This is a genomic window from Achromobacter sp. GbtcB20, assembly GCF_019091095.1.
In the GTDB taxonomy this organism is placed as follows: domain Bacteria; phylum Pseudomonadota; class Gammaproteobacteria; order Burkholderiales; family Burkholderiaceae_B; genus Achromobacter; species Achromobacter mucicolens.
The window spans coordinates 108734-129607 of sequence record NZ_JAGXJZ010000017.1 but is presented as its reverse complement, the minus strand read 5'-3'; the positions used below and the strand labels follow the sequence as shown (position 1 = coordinate 129607).

Here is a 20874-nt window from a genome sequence, read left to right as displayed (position 1 = left end):
GCGGGCACGAAGGCCTTTCGATACACTCACGGGATTCCGCATCGATGACCGCCGCGCCGTCCGGCGCACCCACGCCCCCTCATGTCGCATCCCGAATCGTTCAATCTGAAGCAGATCGCCGTGCCGGCGTTCGGTCCGTCGCTGCTTTACGGCATCAGCAACGGCGCGATCCTTCCCGTCATCGCGCTCACCGCGCGGGAGCAAGGCGCGTCCTTCGCGGCCGCCGGCCTCATCGCCGCCCTGATCGGCGTCGGCTCGCTGCTCTCGAACATTCCGTCGGCGCTCATCACCGAGCGATTCGGCGAAAAACGCGCCATGGCCGGCGCCGCGCTGCTCAGCGTGGCCGGACTGCTGCTGGTCATTGGCGTGCCGCATCTCTGGGTGCTGGCGCTGGCCATGCTGATGCAGGGATGCGCGCAATCGGTGTTCCAGCTGGCGCGGCAGAGCTACATGATCGAGGTCGTGCCGCTGGCCTACCGCGCGCGCGCCCTGTCCACGCTGGGCGGCACGACGCGGATCGGCACTTTCATCGGCCCCTTCGCGGGCGCGGCGCTGATCCACTTTCTGGGCCTGGATGGCGCGTATTGGATCGCCGTCTGCGCGATGCTCGGCGCGGGATTCATCGCCATCAAGGCGCCGGACATCGAACCCGTTCACGTCAAGGCGGCTGGCAAGCCGCGCGCCCGCATCGGCGAGGTCGCGCGCGATCATCGCAGCGTGTACGCCACGCTGGGCGTGGGCGTGATGCTGATCAGCGCCCTGCGGGCATCGCGCCAGGTGGTGATACCGCTTTGGGCGGACCACCTCGGCCTGGACGCCACCACCACGTCCCTCGTCTACGGGCTGGTTGCCGCGGTGGACATGTCCGTGTTCTATCCCGCGGGCAAGGTGATGGACCAGCGCGGCCGCCTGTGGGTGGCGCTGCCGTGCACCCTGCTGATGGGGCTGAGCCTGATGGCGATCCCGCTGACCAGCGGCGTGACGAGCTTCATCCTGGTGTCGCTGCTGCTGGGCTTTGGCAACGGCATCGGCTCGGGCATCGTGATGACGCTGGGCGCCGATGCCGCCCCGCCGGGCGCGCGCACGCAGTTCCTGGGCATCTGGCGCTTCATGGCCGATCTGGGCGCAAGCGGCGGGCCGGTGGCGTTGTCGGCGCTGACGGCGCTGTTATCGCTGGGCGGCGCATCGTTTGGGGTGGGGACGTTGGGCTTGGTCGCGGCCGGGGTGTTCTGGCGGTGGTTGCCGCGTCGCGCGTCGCCATGACAAGCCGCGGCAAGCGGCATTGACGCACTGCGTCATCGCAAACCGCTGAATCTACCGCGTCGCGGCAACCGCGCAGCGCCACGCGCCACCCCTCGGGCCACCCGAAATAAGTTCAACAAATATCAACCAAATCTGTATTGCTTCAGGGAATCGCAAGTTCCAGAATTCTGTTCATGGGCGCAGCATGCCGCTTGAGGACGGAAAATGGATACGAAGCACTCCGCGAACCCGAAGCAACTGACGGTTCGCATTTCGCGAGGCACGGAGGACGGCAAGTTCTCCACCTACATGGTCCCGTGGCGTGACAACCAGACCGTCCTGGACGTGGTGACGGAAGTCCAGCGTACGCAGGAGCCCGGCCTCTCGTACCGCTACGCCTGTCGCGTTGGCGTGTGCGGATCCTGTGCGATGACCGTCAACGGCACGCCGCGCTGGACGTGCCGCACGCATGTGAGCCGCGTCGAGGAAGCCGGCGTGATCGTCATCGAGCCCTTGCGCAACATGCCGCGGATCAAGGACCTGGTCGTCGACATGCGCGAGTTCTTTCAAAAGTGGGCACGCGCCGGAAATACCTTTGTCGGCACCGCCACGCGCGCCGATCCGCCGGCACAGGTGTTGCCGCAAAGCAAGCAGCGCAAGCTGGCCGACGCGGCCATCGAATGCATCAACTGCGGCGTCTGCTACGCCGCCTGTGACGTGGTTTCCTGGGACAAGGACTACCTGGGGCCGGCGGCGCTGAACCGCGCGTGGACGCTCTACAACGACGAACGGCACGCCGATCCCAAGGACGTCCTGCACAAGGCCACCTCCGGCAGCGGCTGCAATTCCTGTCACACGCAGGGCAGCTGCATGAAGCACTGTCCGGTCAGCCTGAGCCCGACCGGCAGCATTGCCGGGCTGAAACGCAGCGCCATCTTCAGCCTGCTCAAGGGAGACTGACATGGAGGCCCGTCTGTTCGCGCTCCAGCGCCTTACGGCGATGGTGATGGCGCCCTTCGTCCTGGTGCATGTCGGCCTGGTGATCTATGCGGTCCGCGGCGGCCTGACGGCTGGCGAAATCCTCTCTCGCACCGAGGGGAACTGGCTATGGATCGTCTTCTACGGCCTGTTCGTGGTCAGCGTATCGGTCCACGTCCCCATCGGCTTGCGCAACATCCTGATCGAGTGGCTCAAGCTTGGCCGGCCGGCCGCCTCCGTCGTCGGCTTGGCGTTCGGCGCAATGCTGCTCGTCCTGGGCATGCGCGCGGTCGCCGCGGTGGGAGGGCTGGCGTGATGAGGTCCGCACGCAATCACCGCGCGTACTGGGCCTTCCTGGGACATCGGCTCTCCGGCCTGGCGCTGGCGCTGTTCGTTCCCGTGCACTTCTACGTGCTGGCCATGGCGCTGGACGAAGCCAGGCTGGACGCCTTCCTGAAGCTGGCGGAAATGCCGTGGATGAAAGCCGGCGAATGGGGGCTGGTCCTGTTGCTGACGCTTCACATGTTCTTCGGCCTGCGCCTGCTTGCGCTGGAACTTCTGCCGTGGCGCTCTCCGCGCGACGCGCGCGTTGCCTGGATCGGATGGGGATTTGCGATCTCGATGGCCACCGGACTGGCGTTCATCGCCGGAGTGATCTGATATGCGTATCGACAACCACAAGACGGACATTCTGGTGCTGGGCACCGGCGGGGCCGGTCTCTTTGCCGCGTTGCACGCGAAAAAGGCAAACCCCTCGCTGAAAGTGACGGTGACCGTGAAAGGCCTGCTCGGCAAGTGCGGCTGTACCCGCATGGTCCAGGGCGGCTACAACGTCGCGCTGGCCGCGGGTGACTCGGTCGAGCGCCACTTCATGGACACGATCGAGGGCGGCAAGTGGCTGCCGCGCCAGGATCTGGCGTGGCGGCTGGTCGAAGGCGCGGTCGAACGCGTGCGGGAACTCGAAAACGAGATCGGCTGCTTCTTCGACCGCAATCCCGATGGATCGCTGCACTCCAAGGCGTTTGCCGGCCAGAGCTTCGACCGGACCGTGCACAAGGCGGACCTGACCGGCATCGAGATCATCAACCGGCTGATGGAGCAGGTACGCGCGCTAGATGTGGAAGAACTTGAAGAGCACCGCGCCATCGAGCTCATTCCGGCCGCCGACGGGTCGGGCATCTCGGGCGTGCTCTTCATCGACATGCGGGCGGGCACCTATCGCTTCGTGCAGGCCAAGGCCGTCCTCCTGGCCACCGGTGCCGGCCCGACCATGTATCGCTACCACACGCCGTCCGGCGACAAGACCTGCGACGGCCTGGCCATGGCATTGCGCTATGGCCTGAAGCTCAGGGACATGGAGATGGTGCAGTTTCATCCCACCGGCCTGCTGGGCGGACCGGATACGCGGATGACCGGCACGGTGCTGGAAGAAGGCCTGCGCGGCGCCGGCGGCTATCTGCTCAACGGCGAGGGCGAACGCTTCATGACGAACTACGACAAGCGCGGCGAACGGGCCACGCGCGATGTGGTCAGCCGCGGGATCTACGCCGAGATGCGCGCGGGACGCACGGGCCCGATGGGCGGCGTCTACATCCAGATGAGCCATCTGGGTCCGGAGAAAGTCGCCAAGACCTTTCCCGGCATGGTCAACCGATGCAAGGACTGCGGATTCGACCTGGCCGGCGGCAAGGTCGAAGTGGTGCCGACCGCGCACTACCTGATGGGCGGCGTTGAATTCAATGTGGATGGCTCGACCGCCTCGCCGGGCCTGTATGCCGCGGGAGAAGACTGCGGCGGCGTGCATGGCGCGAACCGGCTGGGCGGAAACGGCGTCGCCAATTCCACGGTGTTCGGGGGCATCGCGGGCGACGCGATGGCCGCCTATGTCGCGCGCGAAGGCCACTGGCGCGATCCGGACCAGCAGGTCATCGCGCGCGGTGTCGAACGCGCCGAGTTCCCGTTTTCGCGGCGCGCCGGACGCATCCATGAACTGCGCGATGCGCTGTCGCAGACGATGTGGGACGACGTGGGCGTGCTGCGCAATCGGGATGCCATGGAACATGGCCTTGACGCCATTGCCGCCCACCGCGCCGCCCTGCGCGATATCGGCGTGGCGGACGGCGACCGGCGCTTCAACCTGACCTGGCACGACTGGCTCAACCTTGAAAGCCTGGTCGACATCTCCAAGGTCATCACCGTGTCGGCGCTGGCGCGCGAGAACAGCCGCGGCGCGCACTATCGCGAAGACTTCTCCGAACCCGGCGACCTGCACACCAGCTGCTACACGCGCGTCAGCGCGCGGGACGGCGACGTAAAGCTGGAGATGGTGCCGGTTTCCTTTGACATCGTGAAGCCCGGCGAATCGCTGATCGAAGGCGAAGCAGGCAACCCCCAAAGCTGAAGGCAACCTACCATGAGAATTCCCGTCCAGAAGATTGAACAAGCCGCGCTGGAAATCATGCGCCGCGCTGCAATCGAGATCCCCAAGGACTACAAGGAAGGCATCCAGGCGCTCCAGAAAAAGGAAACCGGCAAGCTGCCGCGATTCGTCATCCACGCCATGATGGACAACTGGGAAGCCGCCGACCAGGACCGACGCCCGATGTGCGCCGATACCGGACTGCCGCGGTATTACGTCAAGGTCGGCAACGAGGCATCCGTGGACGCCGGGTTCGTGGCCGTGGAGCGCGCGCTGCGCCACGCCACGGCCGAAGGCACCGTCACCATCCCGCTGCGGCCGAATCGCGTCCATCCGCTCTGGCGCACCGACCACAACAACAACGTCGGCATCAACGCGCCGGAGATCGAATGGTCGTTCGAACCGGACGCCGACTGGATCGAGATCACCACCGTGCACAAGGGCGGGCTTTTCGGCACCGACTACCGCATGCTGTTTCCGGGCGACGGCATAGACGGCATCAAGCGCTTCGTGCTCGATACCCTGATCGCATTCGGCAAGCGCGGGCTGGCGTGCCAGCCCGCCATCGTCGGCATCGGTCTGGGCGGCTCCAAGGACACGTGCATGCAGCTCGGCAAGCAGGCGGCCTGTCTGCGCACGGTAGGCGACCGCAATCCCGATCCCAAGGTCGCCGAACTGGAGCTTGAACTGATGAAGCTCGGCAACTCGATCGGCATGGGCGCGATGGGCTTCGTCGGCACCGGCATGGTGGTCGACTGCCACATCGAATGCGGCTACACGCACACCGGCGGCATGCCCATCAGCCTGCATACGTTCTGTCTGTCTTCGCGCCGCGCCACCGCGCGAATTCATGCCAACGGAGAGATCCAGTACCGCACGGATCCCCAATGGTTCACGCCCTACATGCGCCGGGAGACGGTCGAATGGTAAACAACGACGACGACATCAAGGTCTTTCACCTGGACCTGCCCGCCAAGACGGAAGACATCGCCAAGCTTGAACTGGGATCGGCCGTGTACTTGAATGGCTTGGTGTACACGGCCCGCGAGGGCGTCTACAAGAAGGTGCTGGACGAGGGCCTGCCGCTGCCGGTGGATCTTCGGTCCGTCAGCAACGTCAACTTCCACTGCTCGCCCGCCGCCGCACCCGACGGCCACGGCGGCTACAACGTGGGCGCCGTCACCGCCACCGCGTCGTTCCGATTCTCCAAATGGATTCCCCGGTGGCTCAGCGAGACGGGGTGCCGCATTCTGATCGGCAAGGGCGGCATGCCCGCCGATGACTACAAGCAGGTACTGGCGCCGGGCGGCGCCATCTACCTGACCACGGTCGGCTACGGCACGGGTGCGCTGCTGGGACGGGGCATCAAGCAGGTTCGCGAGGTGCATTGGCTGGATGAGCTGGGCATCGCGCAGGCCATGTGGCTGTTTGAAGTCAAGGACTTCGGGCCTTTCATCGTCGAAAGCGACCTGGACGGGAACTCGCTTTTCGGGCAGCACGCGGAAACGATCAACGCCGGCATCGAAAAACTCTATGCCGGGTTGAAGCCGCCCGCGCTGCACCGCTACGGCGAGACCGACGACCGCAAGGACGAAGTGATGTAGGCGCCGCCTTGCCGTGCCCCCAATCGGATTCCATTCAAAGAGACTGCGATGATCATCGACTTTCGGCTTCGGCCGCCCGTGGGCGGCTTCCTGAACACGCTGATGTACTCAGCGGGAGAACGGCGCGACGGCTTCACGCGGACGGTGGGATTCGAACCCTCCAAGGCGGCCCAGCAGCAGTCGATGGACCTGCTTCTGCAAGAGATGGAGGCGGCCCGCATCGATCGCGGCGTGGTGGTGGGCAGGCTGGCCGGCGTGCTGGGCAGCGTGTCCAACGACGACGTGCGCGGCATTGTGGCCGCGCACCCCGACCGGTTCATCGGCGCGGCCTCGATCGACCCCACCGACCGGCGCAAGGCCTGCCAGACCATCAATCAGGCCATCGAGGACGGCTTCCGGCTCATCAACATCGAACCGGGCTCGTATCCGATTCCCATGCACGCCGACGACCGGCGTCTTTATCCCATCTATGGGCATTGCGAAGACGTCGGCGTGCCCGTGATCATGATGGTCGGCGGCACCGCGGGGCCCGACCTGAGCTATTCCGATCCGATACGGACCGATCGCGTCCTGACGGATTTTCCCAACCTCAATGTCGTGGTCGCCCACGGCGGCTGGCCCTGGGTCAACGAAATCCTGCACCTGGGCTTCCGGCGGCCGAATCTGTGGCTGTCGCCAGACATGTACTTTTCGCGCATGCCCGGCTGGGAGGAATACGTGAAGGCCGCCGACAGCTTTCTGTCCGACCGCATGCTGTACGCCAGCTCGTTTCCCTTCTGTCCCGTGCAAGGGTACAAAGAGTGGTTTGAGCGCTTGCCGATCCGTGAGGAGAACCTAAAGAAGGTCATGGGAGGCAACGCCCGGCGGCTGCTCGGGATGTAGCGCCCGAACCCCGCGCGTTTCGCAACGCGCCCCTACCAGGACGACTCTTGCATGGACATCCGGACCCTCTACACGCTGATAGCGATCGCAGACCACGGCAGTTTCGCCGAGGCCGGCAACACGATCGGCCTGTCGTTGTCTGCCGTCAGCATGCAGGTCCGCGCCCTGGAGGATGAACTGGGCATCACGATCTTCGACCGCAGCCGCCGCCCGCCGATCCTGACGGACACGGGCCTTGCGCTGGTCCACCGCGCGCGCGACCTGATCACGCACTGGGAGAGCATGAGCGCCTCGCTCAAGAAGGGGACGTCGGCCGGCCTGCTCAAGCTGGGCAGTGTGCACACCTGTGTGTCGGGTGTGCTGCCGCTGGCCCTGCGCCACCTGCAAAAGCAGGGGCATGGGCTGGAGGTTCACGTCACCACCGGGCTGACGCACGACCTGGAGCGGGCCATCTACCACCGCCAGCTCGATGTCGCCATCGTGACCGAGCCAGATGCGCCGCGCTCCGGCCTGGACTTCCTGCCCTTCGTCGAGGAAGAGCTTGTCGTCATCGCGCACCGCTCGGTGCAGGGCGCCAGCGACCAGGAGATCCTGGAGCAGACCCCGTACGTGCGATTCAACCGCTCTGCCCGCGTCGGCCATCTGGTGCAGGAAGAAATGGTGCGCCGGCGCATCACGGTGCGATCGACCATGGAAATCGACAACCTGGAAGGCGTCATTGCGATGGTGGCCAATGGCCTTGGCGCATCCGTGGTGCCGGCCAGGCGCGGCCGCAACGAGTTCCCGGCGGGAATCCGGGTCACGCCGTTCGGCTCTCCGACCATCAAGCGCCGTCTGGGCATCCTGGCGCCCCAGGAGAATCCCCGATCGCATCTTTCGCAGTTGCTGCTCGACGCATTGAAGTCGGTCTGCGCCAGCCAGACCCGATGACGACGCGAGGCGCATCCCCATACCTGATCCGCAGTACGTAGCTCAGCAGTCCAGCAGTGCGTAACCCAGCAGTCCAGTAGTCCGCCAACAATCACCGCGACGCCCCAAAAAAAATCGAGCCGACTGGCCCGAGGGACAGTTGCTGCCTGGCAAAACCCGCCCTTCCCGCAGATCGGCGGGCCGCGCCTACCGCGAACGAAGGAGACAACACCGTGAAAGACGAACATCAACTTCTGTATGCACGCCGCCGTCTGATCAAGGCCATGGGATATGGACTGGCGCTGTCGCCCTGGCTGGCGGCGCCCGCGCGCGCGAACTGGCCATCGGACAAGGCCATCCGCATGGTCATCCCGTTCTCGGCGGGCGGCGCCACCGATTTGCTGGGGCGCGCGCTCGCCTCCGAAATGGCCAAGGGCCTGAACCAGACCATCGTCGTCGAGAACCGCGCGGGCGCCGGCGGCAGCGTGGGCGCGCAGGCCGTGGCCGGGTCACCCGCGGACGGCTATACGCTGTTGCTCGCTTCGGGAAGCATGTTCACCGTCAATCAGTTCATCTACAGCAAGCTGCCCTACTCGCTCAACGACTTCAGCCTCATCGCCAAGGTCGCAAGCGGACCGATGGTCATCACCGTCAATGCCGAACTGCCTGTCAAGAACACGCGGGAACTCATTGCCTACGCCAAGGCGCGGCCGGGCAAGCTCAGCTTTTCGTCCGCAGGGGTCGGCAGCCAGACGCATATGGCCGGCGAAGCCTTCACGGACGCGGCCGGCATTGAACTCATGCATGTTCCGTACAAGGGTGAAGGGCCCGGCTATACGGACCTGATGGCAGGCGTCATCCAGGTGGCCGTCGGCAACATCAATGCGATTGCGCCGCTGCTCAAAGGTGGCCGCCTGCGCGCGCTTTCCGTCACGGGCAAGGAGCGCGCGGCCTTGCTGCCCGGCGTGCCGACCACCGCCGAGGACGGCGTGCCCGGCTTCGAGTTCACCGGCTGGTTTGCGCTGATGGCGCCTGCCGGCACGCCGCAAGCCGCGATAGACCGGTTGCTCGCGGTGGCCAACCAGGCTGTTGAGCAACCGGGCTTGAAGCGGTACCTTCAAGACCAGGGCATGGCCCCCACCATCGTGCCTGGCGCGGCGCTTCAAAAGGAGATTGCCGCGGAGTCCGCCAAATGGCAGGCTCTGGTGCAAAAGAAAGGCATCACCGCCAGCTGACCCACCGCAAGGCTTCATCGAGCGCCAGCCTTGTTTCGCCCATCGAGGTGCTGTTTCCCCCCATGCCCACCGAATCGCTTGCGTTTGTCATCCCCGTCATCTTCGTCGCCTACACGGTCTTCGGGATGACGGGATTCGGCGCGGCCATGGTCGCCGTGCCCGTGCTGGTCCAATTCATTCCCCTGCAACTGGCCGTGCCGCTGGTCGTGCTGTTTGACCTGACCTGCACGGCCCTGGTCGGCGGCAGAAACTGGAGACGCGTCAGCCTGGCCGAGTTCAAGCGTCTGCTGCCCTGGATGCTGCTGGGCATCGCGCTGGGTGTCACGCTGCTGCGCGACGCCGGGGCCCGCTGGCCCCTGATCCTTCTGGGCGCGTTCGTGCTGGTCGTGTGCATCCAGGGCCTGCGAGGCGCCCGGGGCGGCGCCAAGCCGCCGCTCAAGCCCTTCTGGGCGTTTCCGTTCGGGGTGTTCGGCGGCGTCTTCAGCGCGCTGTTCGGCACCGGCGGCCCCATCTACACGATCTACCTCTCGCGACGCCTGGACGCGCTGGAGCAATTCCGGGCAACCATTTCGGTCGTGATCCTGCTGAGCGGGATCGTGCGGGCGGCCGCGTTCGGGGCCGCGGGGATGTACTCCAATCCGGACATCCTGCGCGCCGCCGCCGTGCTCCTGCCCGTCGCGCTCATCGGCCTGTACGCCGGCTCGCGCTTCAGAACGCGCGTCTCTCCCGAACTGCTGAAGCGATCCATCTTCGTGCTGCTTGCGATCGCGGGCGCCGGCGCGATCTACCGCGGGTGGATGTCGCCCGCATGAGCGGCATTGCGCCGCGCGGGCTGGCGGCCCGCGGCGCGGGCGGGCGGCCGCGTGCCCGCCGCCCGCCGCCACGATCACTTCGCCGTCGGCATCGCGAACTCCGCGCCCTTGCCGATGCTCTCCGGCCAGCGCTGCATGATCGACTTCTGGCGGGTGTAGAAGCGCACGCCTTCTTCGCCGTAGGCATGCATGTCGCCAAAAAGGCTGCGCTTCCAGCCGCCAAAGCCGTGCCAGGCCATCGGGACGGGAATGGGCACATTGATGCCTACCATGCCGACCTCGATGCGCCGGCCGAATTCGCGCGCCACGTTGCCGTCCCGCGTAAAGCACGCGACGCCGTTGCCGAACTCATGCGCGTTGATGAGATCCACGGCTTCCTTCAGGTCCTTGACCCGCACGCAGCCCAGGACCGGACCGAAGATTTCTTCCTTGTAGATGCGCATGTCGGGCGTGACGTGGTCGAACAACGTGCCGCCCATCCAGAAGCCGTCGCCGCACCCCTCGCCCGCCTGCGTGCCGTTGAAGCCTCGGCCATCGACCAGCAGCTTCGCGCCCTCCGCCTCTCCCAGCGCGATGTAGCCGCTGATGCGCTCGTGCGCGGCGCGGGTCACGATCGGACCCATTTCGGCGGCGGGGTTCTCGCCGTCCAGCACCTTCAAGGCCTTCGTACGCGCGATCAGCCTGGGCAGCAGGCGGTCGGCCACGTCGCCCACCAGCACGGCCACGCTGATCGCCATGCACCGCTCGCCCGCCGACCCGTATCCGGCGCCGATCAAGGCGTCCACGGCCTGATCGATATCGGCATCGGGCATCACCACCATATGGTTCTTGGCGCCGCCCAGCGCCTGCACGCGCTTGCCCAGGCGGGCGCCCGTCTCGTAGATGTAATTGGCGATCGGCGTGGACCCCACAAAGCTCACCGCCTTCACGTGGGGATGCGTCAGCAGCGCATCCACGGCGACCTTGTCGCCCTGCACCACGTTGAACACGCCATCGGGCAGACCTGCCTCGCGCAGCAGTTCGGCGATGCGCAGCGACGCACTGGGATCCGTCGGGCTGGGCTTGAGCACGAACGTGTTGCCTGCAGCAATAGCCACCGGAAACATCCACATCGGCACCATCACCGGAAAATTGAAAGGCGTGATGCCGGCCACGACGCCCAGCGGCTGGCGCAACGTCCAGTTGTCGATGCCGGTGGAAACCTGTTCGGTGTGCGCGCCCTTGAGCAGTTGCGGAATGCCGCAGGCGAACTCCACAATGTCGATGCCGCGCGCGACTTCGCCTTGCGCATCGCTGAACACCTTGCCGTGCTCGGCGGTGATCAGGTGAGCGAGCTCGTCGCGGTGGCGGTTCAGCAGTTCAAGAAATCTGAACAACACGCGCGCACGGCGGATCGGCGGCGTGTCGGCCCATGCCGGGAAAGCGGCCTGCGCGCTGGCTACCGCGCGCTGCACCTCGTCGGGCGTGGCCAGCGTGACGTGACGGGTGACGCCGCCCGTGGCCGGATTGAAGATGGGCTGGCGCGCGCCTGTCCCATCGACGCGGCTTCCGGCGATAAAGTGTCCGGCGATGGATTCGCCGGCGCTGCGCGGGGTTGCATGCATGGTGTTCTCCTGTGCTCAAGCGTGAAGTGCGGGTGCTGGCACTATGTCGTGCCGCCCGCCGCGCGTCGAGACCAGAAGGCTGGACTCAGTGTTTGCGGTTCTGAACAATGGAAATTGGCATGACAAAGACAAGACGCCTGGAAGACCTGTGGTCGCACATTCACTGCCTGGGCGTGCTGGCCGACACCGGAAGCTTCACGGCCGCCGCGCGCCGGCTGCAGATCAGCAAGGCGTCGGTCAGCCAGCGCATCGTGGAACTGGAGCAGGCGGCCGGCGTTCCCCTCGTGCGGCGAACCACGCGCAGTGTCAGCCTGACCGAGGCGGGGGCAAGCCTGGTCGACCACACCGCGTCGGCCTACCAGCGCATCGAAGCGGGATTCTCCGCGGTCCGCGACTTGTCCGACGGCCCGCGCGGCGTGTTGTCCGTGACGGCACCCGTCGCCTTGGGGCGCCAGGTCATCGCGCCGCTGATACCCGGTTTCCTCGCGCGCTTTCCGGACGTCCGGATTCAGCTTGAGCTGAGCGACCACCTGGCTTCCCTGGCCACCGAGGGATTCGACCTGGCGATCCGGCATGTCGCCGGCGTGCCCGACACCCATGTCGCCTCGTTGATCTGCGAGACGCGCTCGGTGCTCGTCGCCGCGCCGCAGTATCTGTCGGCGCACGGCACGCCGCGCACGCCTACGGATCTAGAGAGCCACAATTGCCTGCACTACCTGCGTCGCAGCGGCGGCGCGACCTGGTCGTTCGAATCGCTTGATGGGGACAAGCGCGTCGCCGTGCCGGTGCGCGGCAGCTTCACGGCCAACAACAGTGAAGTCCTGCGCGAGGCGGCCGCCGGCTCGGTCGGCATCGCGCTGCTTCCGGATTTCAGCGCGGGCCAGGCGCTGCAGCGCGGCACGCTGGTCGAGGTCCTGCCAGGATGGCGCGTCGTTGGCGACTATGCCGAACGGCTCTATGCAGTCAGGCCCTACACGCCGCGCGTGCCCCTGACCGTGACCTCGTTCGTCCAGTATCTGCGCCAGGCGATTCCGGCCGCCGAAGGCCTGGCGGCCGGCATCGCCCCGCATGCCCACGGCTAATTGACCTGCAACCCCGCCTTGGCCACCAGCTCGGCATAAATGGTGGCGCCCTGATCGACATACTTTGCCGTATCGGCGGGCGACAACACATGCGGAATGCCGCCGAAGTTGGCGTTGCCTTCGATCCACTTCGGGTCCTTCGAGATCTGCTGAAGCGCGGAGGCCCACTTGTCCACCGCTTCGGCGCTCATGCCCGGCGGCCCGAACAGCCCGCTCCAGCCGATGACGGCCTCGAGCTGCGGCAGATTCGATTCGCGTGCGGTCGGAATGTCCGGAAACTGCGCAAGGCGTTCCGGCGTCGTCGTCAGCAAGGCGCGCAACTTTCCACCCGCAAGAATTCCGGTCATCGAGCTCAAGTTGTTGCAGGCGAAGTCCACATCGCGGCTTAGTACCGCCATGGCCACCTCGCTGCCGCCCTTGTACGGGACGCTGACGGCCGCGTCGGGCTTCAGCCCCAGACTGCTGAGCAACAGTTGCGGGGCAAGGTTCTGCACGGTCGCGGGGCCGGAATGGCTGTAGTTCAGCTTGCCGGGCCTGGCCTTCAATGCCTGGGACAGATCGCCGATGGTCCGGTACGTGCTATCCGGATGCACCACACAGACCACGGGGTTCAGCTCCAGCAGCCCGATGAACGTGAAATCCTTCGAGGTATAGGGCGTTGTCTTGGGCTGCAACGCGGGCAGGAGGACCTGGGAACCAATGCGTCCCATCAGCAGCGTGTACCCGTCGGGCGCTGCATTCTTGACCGCGGCCGATCCGATCGCGCCGTTGGCCCCGGCCTTGTTGACCACGACCACCGGCTGCCCAAGAACGCCTTGCGCGGCGGCGGACAGATTGCGGGCCGCCATGTCGGCGTCGCCGCCCACGCTGAAAGGGACGATGAGCTGAATCGGTTTGGCAGGGTAAGCCTGGGCAGCGGCCAGGCCGGGACAGGCGAGAAGCAGGCAAAACGCGGCGCGAGCGGACCCGCCCGGGCGGATGCCGGTGAGGCTGATCATGGGATGTCTCCTGGTCGTTCTACGGGACGAAACCGGACTGCGGCAACGCTCGATGCCTTGAGCTCAATGACCGGTCGTGGACTGCATTGATGCTGCGTGGAAAACCGGCGCGGCCTCGCCCGCGAGAGACACGTTGATGCAGGCTGGCAGGCCGCTGGCGGCGGCCTGGCGCAAGGCGGTGGCCAGGCCTGCGGCGTCGTGCGCCGCAAACCCCGCGCCGCCCAGCGCCGAGGCGACATCGTGATAGCGAGCCGCCGGAGAAAGCTCGCACCCGATCAGCCGCTGCGGGCCGTAGGTGCGCATTTGAATCAGGTGCTCGGCGTTCCAGCGCAGGTCGTTGCCGATCACCGCCGTGATCGCCGCGCCTTCGCGCACCGCCGTGTCCAGCTCCATCAGGTGGAACCCGGCGGTGCCGTCGCCCATCATGACGACCACCGTGGCGCCTGGCCGTGCGATCTTTGCGGCGATCGCATAGCAGACCCCTGCGCCGATCGCCCCGGACATGCCGTTGATGATGCGGACCGGCGCCTGGCAGAAGGCTTGCGCCCATTGGCCGAACTCGCCGCCGTCGCAGATCAGGATCGGATCGGGCGCGGACGCCAGAAACGCCTGCACGGTCTCGCACAGCGCGCGCGGATCCAATGCGCCCTGCGTCGGTGCGGACGGCGTCTTCACCGTCCGGCTTTGCAGCGCTTCATCGACCTGGGCGCGCCACGCAAGGCGTTCGGCCGACGGTTGCGCCGCCGCCACCGCCGCCAGCGCCGCCGCCGGGTCGGCATGCAATGCCAGGACCAGACGCGTGCCCAGCAGCCGGCCCGCGCGTTCCAGCATCGCGGGGTCCGGGTCGATGACCGCGACGCGGGCCTCTTGCCCAAGGGCGCCGGTGCTGCCGAATCCCAGCGTGAAGTCCAGGCACTTTCCCGCCAGCACGATCAGATCGGCGCTTGGGATGATGCCGGCCAAGGCCCCCAGCGACGGATCTTTCAGCCCGCGGGGGCTTTCCATCGGGATGATGCGCAGCCCCAGCGCGGCTTCGGCTGCCGCGCGCGCGGAACGTCCTTGCGGCCGCGCGCTCGCCGGCCCGGCCAGCACCAGCGGACGCTGGGCCGAATGCAACAGGTCAGCCAGCGGGTTCCCGCTGACAGCATCCAGCGCGGCAACCGGCTGAACGGCTGGCGCGTCGGGAAGGTCCGCCATGCCCGATTCGGCGGTCAGCAGGTCAAAGGGCAACGCCAGGTGGACGGGGCCGCGACGCGGCGCAAGCGCCTGCGAGATCGCCGCTTCGAGCGCAGGGCAAAGCGCTGCCGCGGACCGCGGGCGGACCGACAACTTGGTCAGCGGACGGGTGATGGAGACCTGGTCCAGTTCCTGGAACGCGCCAGAGCCGTCTTCCGACACCGAAGAGTCGCCCGAGATGAGCAGCACCGGGCTTTCCGCCTGCGAGGCCGAATAAAGCGGCGCGAGTCCGTTGGTCAGGCCCGGCGCGGCGGTGATCAACGCCACGCCGAGTTCGCCGGTAATCTGCGACCACGCATCGGCCATGAAGACCGCGGCCGCTTCGTGCCGGACGTGGATGATGCGGATGCCTGCGTCGATACAGGCATCGTATAGCGGCATGATCTGGTTGCCGGAGAGGCTGAAAATGGTATTGACGCCCCGCCGACGCAGCGAGCGAATGATCAACTCAGAACCAAGCACGTTTGTCTCCCCCCGAGGTTGCGCTTGGCTTTGCCTTGCAACCTTTTATTGATCCGACATGTTTCTTTGACCCATTTGCGGCTCAGTGTATCGGGTAACAGCGGCGTTTTGGTTGATGTTTTTTGAACCAAGGATCGCGCCCGCCGACGCGTGGCGGCCAGACCTCACACGCTGAAAGCGGATCCCTCTATACAGATCGGCGCGCCTGGTGTTTCATACCGTCTTGGCGATTCATGACATTGCGCGGCCGTCGCGCGGCCCTCTTCGAAGGCGACACCATGGCAAAAAGACACCTTGGCGCGGCAGTTGGCCTCATGACCTGGATGATGACGATGACCCCCAGCTTTGCCGGTTCCATTGGTTACCTGGGGCCCGCGGGCTCCTGGACGCATCAGGCGTGCCTGGACCTGTTCGGGCCCAACGCGCTTGCCCCGCTCACGCGCGATGAACTGTTTTCCGGCTACGCATCGGGCAAGCTGACCCGGGCGTGCGTCCCCGTGACGACGTCGGTCGTTGGCGTCACGCCCTATCTGGACGCGGTGCTGGATCTGCCCAATGCCGTGGTGGTCGGCGAATACCCCAAGATGCTGGGCTACAGCCTGCTGGCGCGACCCGGCGCGAAGCTGCAAGACATCAAGGAAGTGTTCGCCCACCCGGTGGCATTCGAGGAAGTGAAACCCTGGCTGGACCGGGAAATGCCCACGGTGAAGCGCACCGAGTCCGCAAGTGGCGGCGCCGCGGCCAAGACCGTTGCGGAAAGCGCCACCCTCGACAAGGCCTCGTTCGGTCCGAAGGTGGGCGCCAGCGTGTATGCGCTGAGCGCGCTGGTCGATGGGATCGAGGAAGGACCGCACAATGTGACGCGCTGGTGGGTACTGGGCCGCGACCTGCCGGCGCCCACGGGACATGACAAGACCTCGCTGGTGCTCTCGACCGCGGACGACAACCTGAATGATGCACTGCGCGCCCTCGTGCAGGCCAACGTTGCCGTGCTGACGATCTATGAGCGTCCCAGCAAAAAGACCCTGGACACGCACCGGTATCTCGTCGAGGTCGCGGGCCATGCCGCGCAGGAACCCCTGGCCGGGCTTTTGAAGGCGCATCCCGAATTCCGGTTGCTGGGTTCCTACCCGCGCAAGTGAGCCGCCCTCGCCTTCAGCGCGCTTCCTTCATCAGTGTCCGGACTTCCTCCCGCCGGCCCTCGTCAGCCACTTCGCGGCCGGGGCGGGGCGGCGCTTTCAGCGCCTTTTCCAGGTAGGGAATCGCTTCGGACTTGCGGTTCCGGTACACCAAATAATCCGCGTAGAAGTAGTTCGGATCGATGCCGTCCGGGTTGATGGTCAACGCCTGCTGCAGCAAGGCCTCGGCGCGCTTGTTGTCGCCGAATCCCACTGGCCAGCCGGGCACCTTGTAATACAGCACGCCCAGGCTGTTCAGCGCGGACCCGTCCAGCGCCTTGCTGTCGATCTGGATGGCGGTTTCGTACTCGGCCTTGGCCTGTTTCGCCAGGCTGAGCGCCCCCATGCCGCCCTTGGCGCCGGCCCACGAGCTCAGGATGATGCCTTCCCAGATGTGCGGTTCGGCTTTGTTGGCGTAACGCTGCGTCAGGTCGTGGGCCTGCTTGGACAGTGCCTCGAAGCGCTTGGCGCGATCGTTGGGCGGGGTCTTGTATTGAATGTCCGCCCAGCCGTTTTGCAGCTCGCGGATACCCTGGTCCATGTCGGCGGGCGCCGCGAGGGTAAAGGTGGAAAACAAGCACGCCACGCCCGCCAGCAAGCCGGCGGCCGCATTGCGCAGGCCGATATTCTGATTCATGACTAGGCTCCAGTAGGAAATTTCAACGACATCAAGGCGCGGCGATGCTTCGCAAACGCGCCGTCCAACCATTCAGGGCAAAGACCATTCAGCCGTGCCGCCACGGATTCGATTCCGCCCGCGAAGCGTTGGCGCGATTCGCTTTGCAGCATGCGCGATACCGCCTCTGCGATTTCTTCCGGGCTATCGCTGGCCGAATCGGTTTCTTTGTTGAACGCCAGCACTTCGGGCGAGTTGAATGGCGTGTCGATGGCCCGGGGCGCGTAGTACTGCACCCGGACGGACGAGTCGGCCAGTTCGCGGCGCAAGGCTTCGGAGTACATCCGAAGCGCGGCCTTGCTTGCCGCATAGGCCGAGAACCCCGGCACGCCCAGGCTGCCCAGCGTCGATCCGATGTTCAGCACCTGTGCGCGCGGCTGCGCCAGCAACAGCGGCAGCATGCCGGCGGTCAGCATCATGGGCGCGACGACATTCGTGTCCATGAGCTGGCGCAGCGCTTCGGTCTGCAGGGACTGCGCGGGTCCGAACGCGGCCAGCGCCGCATTGTTGATGAGCACGTTGGCATTGCGGGCGCCGGCGGCATCGATGACCGCGTTGCGGCCGGCGTCGGTGGTCACGTCCACCACCAGCGCGTCCACACGCGACCGGTCGCGCGCCCCGGCGCTCAGCGACTGCGCCAGCGCCAGCAAGGGCGCTTCGCTGCGGCCGACCAGCAGCAGACTCGCGCCTTCGTCGAAGAGCCGGCGCGCAATCGCGCTTCCGAGGCCGCCCGCGGCGCCCGTCAACACGACGGAGGCATCGCGCGGGCTCATGCGCCTTGTCCTTGCGAAGACGAGCGCGGCAGGGAACGGAAGATCGCCCCATAAAGCCCGTAGAACATGTTGGCGGCATGGACCACGGCGGCGCGGTCGGCGTCGTCGTCCAGGCGGTTGACCAGATCGGCGAAATGCGCGGTGTGCTCCTGGTCCAGCGTGCCGTGGGATCGCAGATAGCTGAAGGCGCTTGGCGGCAGCGCCAGCGCGCGCTGGATCTGGTCCGCGGCGTTCAAGGCCAGCGTGACGCTGATGCCCTCCAGCACGTGCACCATGCCGAAGAATCCCACCGGATTCTTGCGCGCGATGGTGTCGTAGGCGTAAGCCACCATGATTTCGGTGGCCGGCCCGGGTCCGGCGCGGCGAACCTCGTCCGCATCGTGTCCCAGCGCACGCAGGTCATTGAGGATCCAGGCATCGTGGCCGGTCTCCTCCTCGATGTATTCATCGATCGCGGGCAGCATCCATGCCAGTCGTGCCGGCATGCGCGCGCGGCACGCGTGCATCAGCGGCACGGTGTGGCTGACGTGGTGATAGGCCTCGCGCAGAAACGCCGCATAGGCGGGCCGCGCGACCTGGCCGCGCAGGCAATCCTGGATGATGGGCGTGGCCACCAGGGACTCCCGGGCCTCGCGCGTCTGATCAAGCAACTGTTCGAAAAAGGTCATGATGGGTCTACATCGATAGTTGAGCGGTAACCCGCGGAAAAGAGATCGGCGTGCAATTCGGCGACGGCCTGCCGGCGCGGACGCCCGTTCACCGTTGCCAGGCCGCTGGTGGCAGAGAACTCGGCCCGCGCGCGCATCCAGGATCCGATCCGGGCATAATCCGGCAGCCCCTGGTTGACCTGGTCGACGCACGCTTGAATGGCGCTGTCGCTGGGATCGCCCAGCGGCCAGATCACGGCGCCCAGCGCTGCCTGGCCTTCGCCCAACACCACGCAGTGCGCGATGACGGGCTGGTTCGCCAGGCGCAGCTCGACCCATTCGGGCGACACATTGCGTCCGTATCCGGTAATCAGCACATTCTTCTTTCGACCGCGGATATGCAGGAATCCGGCATCGTCGATGCAGCCCAGGTCGCCTGTCGGCAGCCATGTCGAGGGCATCGCGGGCTGCCCCAGATAGCCCAGCGCCAGCGCGCCGGCCACCTCGATTTCACCGTCGGCAGCGACGCGCACGCGCGCATGCGGCAAGGGGCGGCCCGCCGAGCCGGGACAGTCCGCGGCGGGCAGGTTCAGGGTCTGCACCGAGCAGGCCTCCGACAGCCCGTAGCCTTCATAGGCGGGTATCCCCAGCGAGCGGGCGTATTCCAGCAGGTCGGTTCCCACCGCCGCCCCGCCCACCGCAACGAAGCGCAGCGTGCCGGGGCCTGCGAGGCCCGCCGCCCGCAGCCAGCCCGCATAAGCGCGCAACATCTGCGGCAGCACGATGACGCTTTGCGCGCGGCCCGCCACGAGGGCCTGGTGAAACACGGCCGGATCGAAGCGCGACGATCCCTGGAGCCCGATGTCCTTCAAGGGATTGACGCAGATCGCCGCGCCCTCGATCAGGGGCGCGTAGACGCCCGCGATGTTCTCCAGCAGCACGGGCAGGGGCAGCGCCGTGAAATGGCGCACGATGCCTAGCGGCCGCGTGGCGGCTGCAAGCCCCCCCGCCACCGCGAGCATCTGGTCCGCGCCCAGGCACACGCCCTTCGGGCTGCCGGTCGACCCGGACGTAAAGGTGATCTTCGCCGTGCCGGCGGGCAATGGCACCTTGGCGAAAGCGCGCCGGAACAGCGCTGTGTGACCCTGCCATTGCGCGGCGATCTCAAAACCGAAGGCCTGCAACATGGGCTGCAATGACCCAGGTCCGACGACGGCGTTCACGCCTGCGGCGTCCAGGGTCTCGCGCCACTGGCCCGGCGTGAAGAACAGCGGCAGGGGCACGTGCACCACGTCCGCTTGAAGACAGGCCAGATCCAACACGATCCACTCAAGACCGTTGTCCATCAGCGAGGCCACGACCGTCGCCCCGCGCGCCGCGAGGTCGCCGGCAAGCGAGTCCACGCGGGCGAGCAGCGCCGCGTAGTCCAATCCCTCTGACTGGGTCTGGACCGCAACGGCACGCGCGCGGGCAGGTTCCCTCAACAGCGAGAAAAAGCGGGACACGTTCATACGTCCAGCTCCGGAAGGCGGCCAAGAATGGCATTGAGCCGCCCCGCGAACACCGTCGGCGCATGCGCGTAGTAATTGCCCCAGTCCTTGCGTTCGGCTTCGTTCAGGTGGTCCGAGGTGGCCGCCGAGATCGGCTGATGCGCCAACCCCATTCGCTGGAACAGATGGTGCAGTTCGATGGTGAGCGTGCTGACCGCCCAATCAAAGCCCTCGGCGTGCAGATGCCGTGCCAGAAGCGGCACCAGCAACCTGCCGCCGCCGGGACGCACGGCGGCGAACTGCCCGGCTTCAACGATGAGACTGCGCGCAACCGGCGCGCCTTGATCGCGCACGTATTGCTCGATGGGCGCGGACAGGTAGCGTTCCAGAAAAAGCGGATCGCTCGCGCTGCGATAGCCCGCCGCCGCCAGGATCTCGCCGTCGCGCTGCACGCTGACCAGCGTGGGCAGCCACTCGGTCAGCCGGGCGCCGAAGCGCTGTTGATAACGTTGGTGAATGTAGGACTCGATCCGCGCGCGCATCGGATCCTCGATGGGATGGATGTGCAGCGTGGCGGGCATGGCCCGAGGCCGCGCGGCCATCGCCGTCCAGGCGGACGGGGCGAAACATTTGTTGTGGGGCATGCG

At 66.4% G+C, this 20874-nt stretch carries 21 protein-coding genes; 13 read left to right on the top strand and 8 right to left on the bottom strand.

Features of this window, described 5'->3' with window-relative positions; translation table 11 throughout:
* Nucleotides 1–81 precede the first annotated feature (81 nt).
* The 11 genes from KVT32_RS20605 (at nt 82) to KVT32_RS20555 (ending at nt 10081) form a co-directional block, all read left to right on the top strand.
* The gene (locus tag KVT32_RS20605; protein WP_056325855.1) at nt 82–1263 is read left to right on the top strand and encodes an MFS transporter; all 1182 of its coding nucleotides are present in this window, start codon (nt 82–84) and stop codon (nt 1261–1263) included.
* A 204-nt stretch (nt 1264–1467) separates the two neighbouring features.
* The gene (locus KVT32_RS20600) at nt 1468–2202 is read left to right on the top strand and encodes a succinate dehydrogenase/fumarate reductase iron-sulfur subunit (protein ID WP_217618803.1); all 735 of its coding nucleotides are present in this window, start codon (nt 1468–1470) and stop codon (nt 2200–2202) included.
* Between the two features lies 1 nt (nt 2203).
* A complete protein-coding gene (locus tag KVT32_RS20595; protein WP_152382489.1) occupies nt 2204–2536 on the top strand; it encodes a succinate dehydrogenase in 333 nt (110 codons plus the stop codon).
* Nucleotides 2536–2880: a succinate dehydrogenase gene (locus KVT32_RS20590; protein ID WP_108696761.1), complete on the top strand. Its 345-nt coding sequence runs from the start codon at nt 2536–2538 to the stop codon at nt 2878–2880. Before KVT32_RS20595 ends, KVT32_RS20590 begins: the two co-directional genes overlap by 1 nt.
* 1 nt (nt 2881) lies before the next feature.
* Nucleotides 2882–4621, top strand: coding sequence for an L-aspartate oxidase (locus KVT32_RS20585; RefSeq protein ID WP_180097904.1), 1740 nt, complete (start codon nt 2882–2884; stop codon nt 4619–4621).
* 12 nt (nt 4622–4633) lie between these two features.
* Complete coding sequence (locus tag KVT32_RS20580) at nt 4634–5569, top strand: fumarate hydratase (protein WP_056325844.1); 936 nt, start codon at nt 4634–4636, stop codon at nt 5567–5569.
* Nucleotides 5563–6243: a fumarate hydratase C-terminal domain-containing protein gene (locus KVT32_RS20575; RefSeq protein WP_152382492.1), complete on the top strand. Its 681-nt coding sequence runs from the start codon at nt 5563–5565 to the stop codon at nt 6241–6243. Before KVT32_RS20580 ends, KVT32_RS20575 begins: the two co-directional genes overlap by 7 nt.
* Before the next feature lie 48 nt (nt 6244–6291).
* On the top strand, nt 6292–7125 hold the full coding sequence (locus KVT32_RS20570; RefSeq protein ID WP_152382493.1) for an amidohydrolase family protein: 834 nt from the start codon (nt 6292–6294) through the stop codon (nt 7123–7125).
* 51 nt (nt 7126–7176) lie between these two features.
* A complete protein-coding gene (locus tag KVT32_RS20565) occupies nt 7177–8055 on the top strand; it encodes a LysR substrate-binding domain-containing protein (protein WP_056325836.1) in 879 nt (292 codons plus the stop codon).
* A 212-nt stretch (nt 8056–8267) separates the two neighbouring features.
* Nucleotides 8268–9269, top strand: a complete 1002-nt coding sequence (locus KVT32_RS20560) for a tripartite tricarboxylate transporter substrate binding protein (RefSeq protein ID WP_226847016.1) — start codon at nt 8268–8270, stop codon at nt 9267–9269.
* Between the two features lie 62 nt (nt 9270–9331).
* Nucleotides 9332–10081, top strand: coding sequence for a sulfite exporter TauE/SafE family protein (locus tag KVT32_RS20555; RefSeq protein WP_128827573.1), 750 nt, complete (start codon nt 9332–9334; stop codon nt 10079–10081).
* Between the two features lie 74 nt (nt 10082–10155).
* Here KVT32_RS20555 and KVT32_RS20550 read toward each other — a convergent pair whose 3' ends face one another.
* Nucleotides 10156–11685, bottom strand: coding sequence for a CoA-acylating methylmalonate-semialdehyde dehydrogenase (locus KVT32_RS20550; protein WP_217618802.1), 1530 nt, complete (start codon nt 11683–11685; stop codon nt 10156–10158).
* 119 nt (nt 11686–11804) lie between these two features.
* Between KVT32_RS20550 and KVT32_RS20545 the strand changes: the two genes are divergently transcribed.
* Nucleotides 11805–12767, top strand: a complete 963-nt coding sequence (locus KVT32_RS20545) for a LysR family transcriptional regulator (RefSeq protein WP_175155242.1) — start codon at nt 11805–11807, stop codon at nt 12765–12767.
* On the opposite strand, the gene KVT32_RS20540 is transcribed toward KVT32_RS20545, so the two are convergent.
* A complete protein-coding gene (locus KVT32_RS20540; protein ID WP_175155243.1) occupies nt 12764–13765 on the bottom strand; it encodes a tripartite tricarboxylate transporter substrate binding protein in 1002 nt (333 codons plus the stop codon). The genes KVT32_RS20545 and KVT32_RS20540 overlap by 4 nt on opposite strands.
* A gap of 63 nt (nt 13766–13828) precedes the next feature.
* The gene (locus tag KVT32_RS20535) at nt 13829–15463 is read right to left on the bottom strand and encodes a thiamine pyrophosphate-binding protein (protein ID WP_217618801.1); all 1635 of its coding nucleotides are present in this window, start codon (nt 15461–15463) and stop codon (nt 13829–13831) included.
* Nucleotides 15464–15777: 314 nt separating this feature from the next.
* Between KVT32_RS20535 and KVT32_RS20530 the strand changes: the two genes are divergently transcribed.
* Nucleotides 15778–16605 carry a prephenate dehydratase gene (locus KVT32_RS20530; RefSeq protein WP_227741399.1) on the top strand — a complete coding sequence of 276 codons (828 nt, stop codon included), beginning with the start codon at nt 15778–15780 and terminating at the stop codon, nt 16603–16605.
* A gap of 13 nt (nt 16606–16618) precedes the next feature.
* Here KVT32_RS20530 and KVT32_RS20525 read toward each other — a convergent pair whose 3' ends face one another.
* Genes KVT32_RS20525 through KVT32_RS20505 form a run of 5 tightly spaced genes read right to left on the bottom strand, consistent with a single transcriptional unit; the run spans nt 16619 to nt 20871 of the window.
* A complete protein-coding gene (locus KVT32_RS20525; protein WP_152382500.1) occupies nt 16619–17278 on the bottom strand; it encodes a hypothetical protein in 660 nt (219 codons plus the stop codon).
* A 2-nt stretch (nt 17279–17280) separates the two neighbouring features.
* Nucleotides 17281–18090, bottom strand: a complete 810-nt coding sequence (locus KVT32_RS20520) for an SDR family oxidoreductase (RefSeq protein ID WP_152382501.1) — start codon at nt 18088–18090, stop codon at nt 17281–17283.
* Nucleotides 18087–18758, bottom strand: coding sequence for a TenA family transcriptional regulator (locus KVT32_RS20515; RefSeq protein WP_152382502.1), 672 nt, complete (start codon nt 18756–18758; stop codon nt 18087–18089). Before KVT32_RS20515 ends, KVT32_RS20520 begins: the two co-directional genes overlap by 4 nt.
* The gene (locus KVT32_RS20510; protein WP_217618800.1) at nt 18755–20248 is read right to left on the bottom strand and encodes an AMP-binding protein; all 1494 of its coding nucleotides are present in this window, start codon (nt 20246–20248) and stop codon (nt 18755–18757) included. Before KVT32_RS20510 ends, KVT32_RS20515 begins: the two co-directional genes overlap by 4 nt.
* Nucleotides 20245–20871: a thermostable hemolysin gene (locus tag KVT32_RS20505; RefSeq protein ID WP_175155248.1), complete on the bottom strand. Its 627-nt coding sequence runs from the start codon at nt 20869–20871 to the stop codon at nt 20245–20247. Before KVT32_RS20505 ends, KVT32_RS20510 begins: the two co-directional genes overlap by 4 nt.
* Nucleotides 20872–20874: the final 3 nt, after the last annotated feature.

Bases quoted from the DNA above. Each gene is read 5' to 3' on its own strand.
- KVT32_RS20605 (WP_056325855.1), top strand. From the start codon at position 82: ATGTCGCATCCCGAATCGTTCAATCTGAAGCAGATCGCCGTGCCGGCG.
- KVT32_RS20600 (WP_217618803.1), top strand. From the start codon at position 1,468: ATGGATACGAAGCACTCCGCGAACCCGAAGCAACTGACGGTTCGCATT.
- KVT32_RS20595 (WP_152382489.1), top strand. From the start codon at position 2,204: ATGGAGGCCCGTCTGTTCGCGCTCCAGCGCCTTACGGCGATGGTGATG.
- KVT32_RS20590 (WP_108696761.1), top strand. From the start codon at position 2,536: ATGAGGTCCGCACGCAATCACCGCGCGTACTGGGCCTTCCTGGGACAT.
- KVT32_RS20585 (WP_180097904.1), top strand. From the start codon at position 2,882: ATGCGTATCGACAACCACAAGACGGACATTCTGGTGCTGGGCACCGGC.
- KVT32_RS20580 (WP_056325844.1), top strand. From the start codon at position 4,634: ATGAGAATTCCCGTCCAGAAGATTGAACAAGCCGCGCTGGAAATCATG.
- KVT32_RS20575 (WP_152382492.1), top strand. From the start codon at position 5,563: ATGGTAAACAACGACGACGACATCAAGGTCTTTCACCTGGACCTGCCC.
- KVT32_RS20570 (WP_152382493.1), top strand. From the start codon at position 6,292: ATGATCATCGACTTTCGGCTTCGGCCGCCCGTGGGCGGCTTCCTGAAC.
- KVT32_RS20565 (WP_056325836.1), top strand. From the start codon at position 7,177: ATGGACATCCGGACCCTCTACACGCTGATAGCGATCGCAGACCACGGC.
- KVT32_RS20555 (WP_128827573.1), top strand. From the start codon at position 9,332: ATGCCCACCGAATCGCTTGCGTTTGTCATCCCCGTCATCTTCGTCGCC.
- KVT32_RS20550 (WP_217618802.1), bottom strand. From the start codon at position 11,685: ATGCATGCAACCCCGCGCAGCGCCGGCGAATCCATCGCCGGACACTTT.
- KVT32_RS20545 (WP_175155242.1), top strand. From the start codon at position 11,805: ATGACAAAGACAAGACGCCTGGAAGACCTGTGGTCGCACATTCACTGC.
- KVT32_RS20540 (WP_175155243.1), bottom strand. From the start codon at position 13,765: ATGATCAGCCTCACCGGCATCCGCCCGGGCGGGTCCGCTCGCGCCGCG.
- KVT32_RS20530 (WP_227741399.1), top strand. From the start codon at position 15,778: ATGACCTGGATGATGACGATGACCCCCAGCTTTGCCGGTTCCATTGGT.
- KVT32_RS20525 (WP_152382500.1), bottom strand. From the start codon at position 17,278: ATGAATCAGAATATCGGCCTGCGCAATGCGGCCGCCGGCTTGCTGGCG.
- KVT32_RS20520 (WP_152382501.1), bottom strand. From the start codon at position 18,090: ATGAGCCCGCGCGATGCCTCCGTCGTGTTGACGGGCGCCGCGGGCGGC.
- KVT32_RS20515 (WP_152382502.1), bottom strand. From the start codon at position 18,758: ATGACCTTTTTCGAACAGTTGCTTGATCAGACGCGCGAGGCCCGGGAG.
- KVT32_RS20510 (WP_217618800.1), bottom strand. From the start codon at position 20,248: ATGAACGTGTCCCGCTTTTTCTCGCTGTTGAGGGAACCTGCCCGCGCG.
- KVT32_RS20505 (WP_175155248.1), bottom strand. From the start codon at position 20,871: ATGCCCCACAACAAATGTTTCGCCCCGTCCGCCTGGACGGCGATGGCC.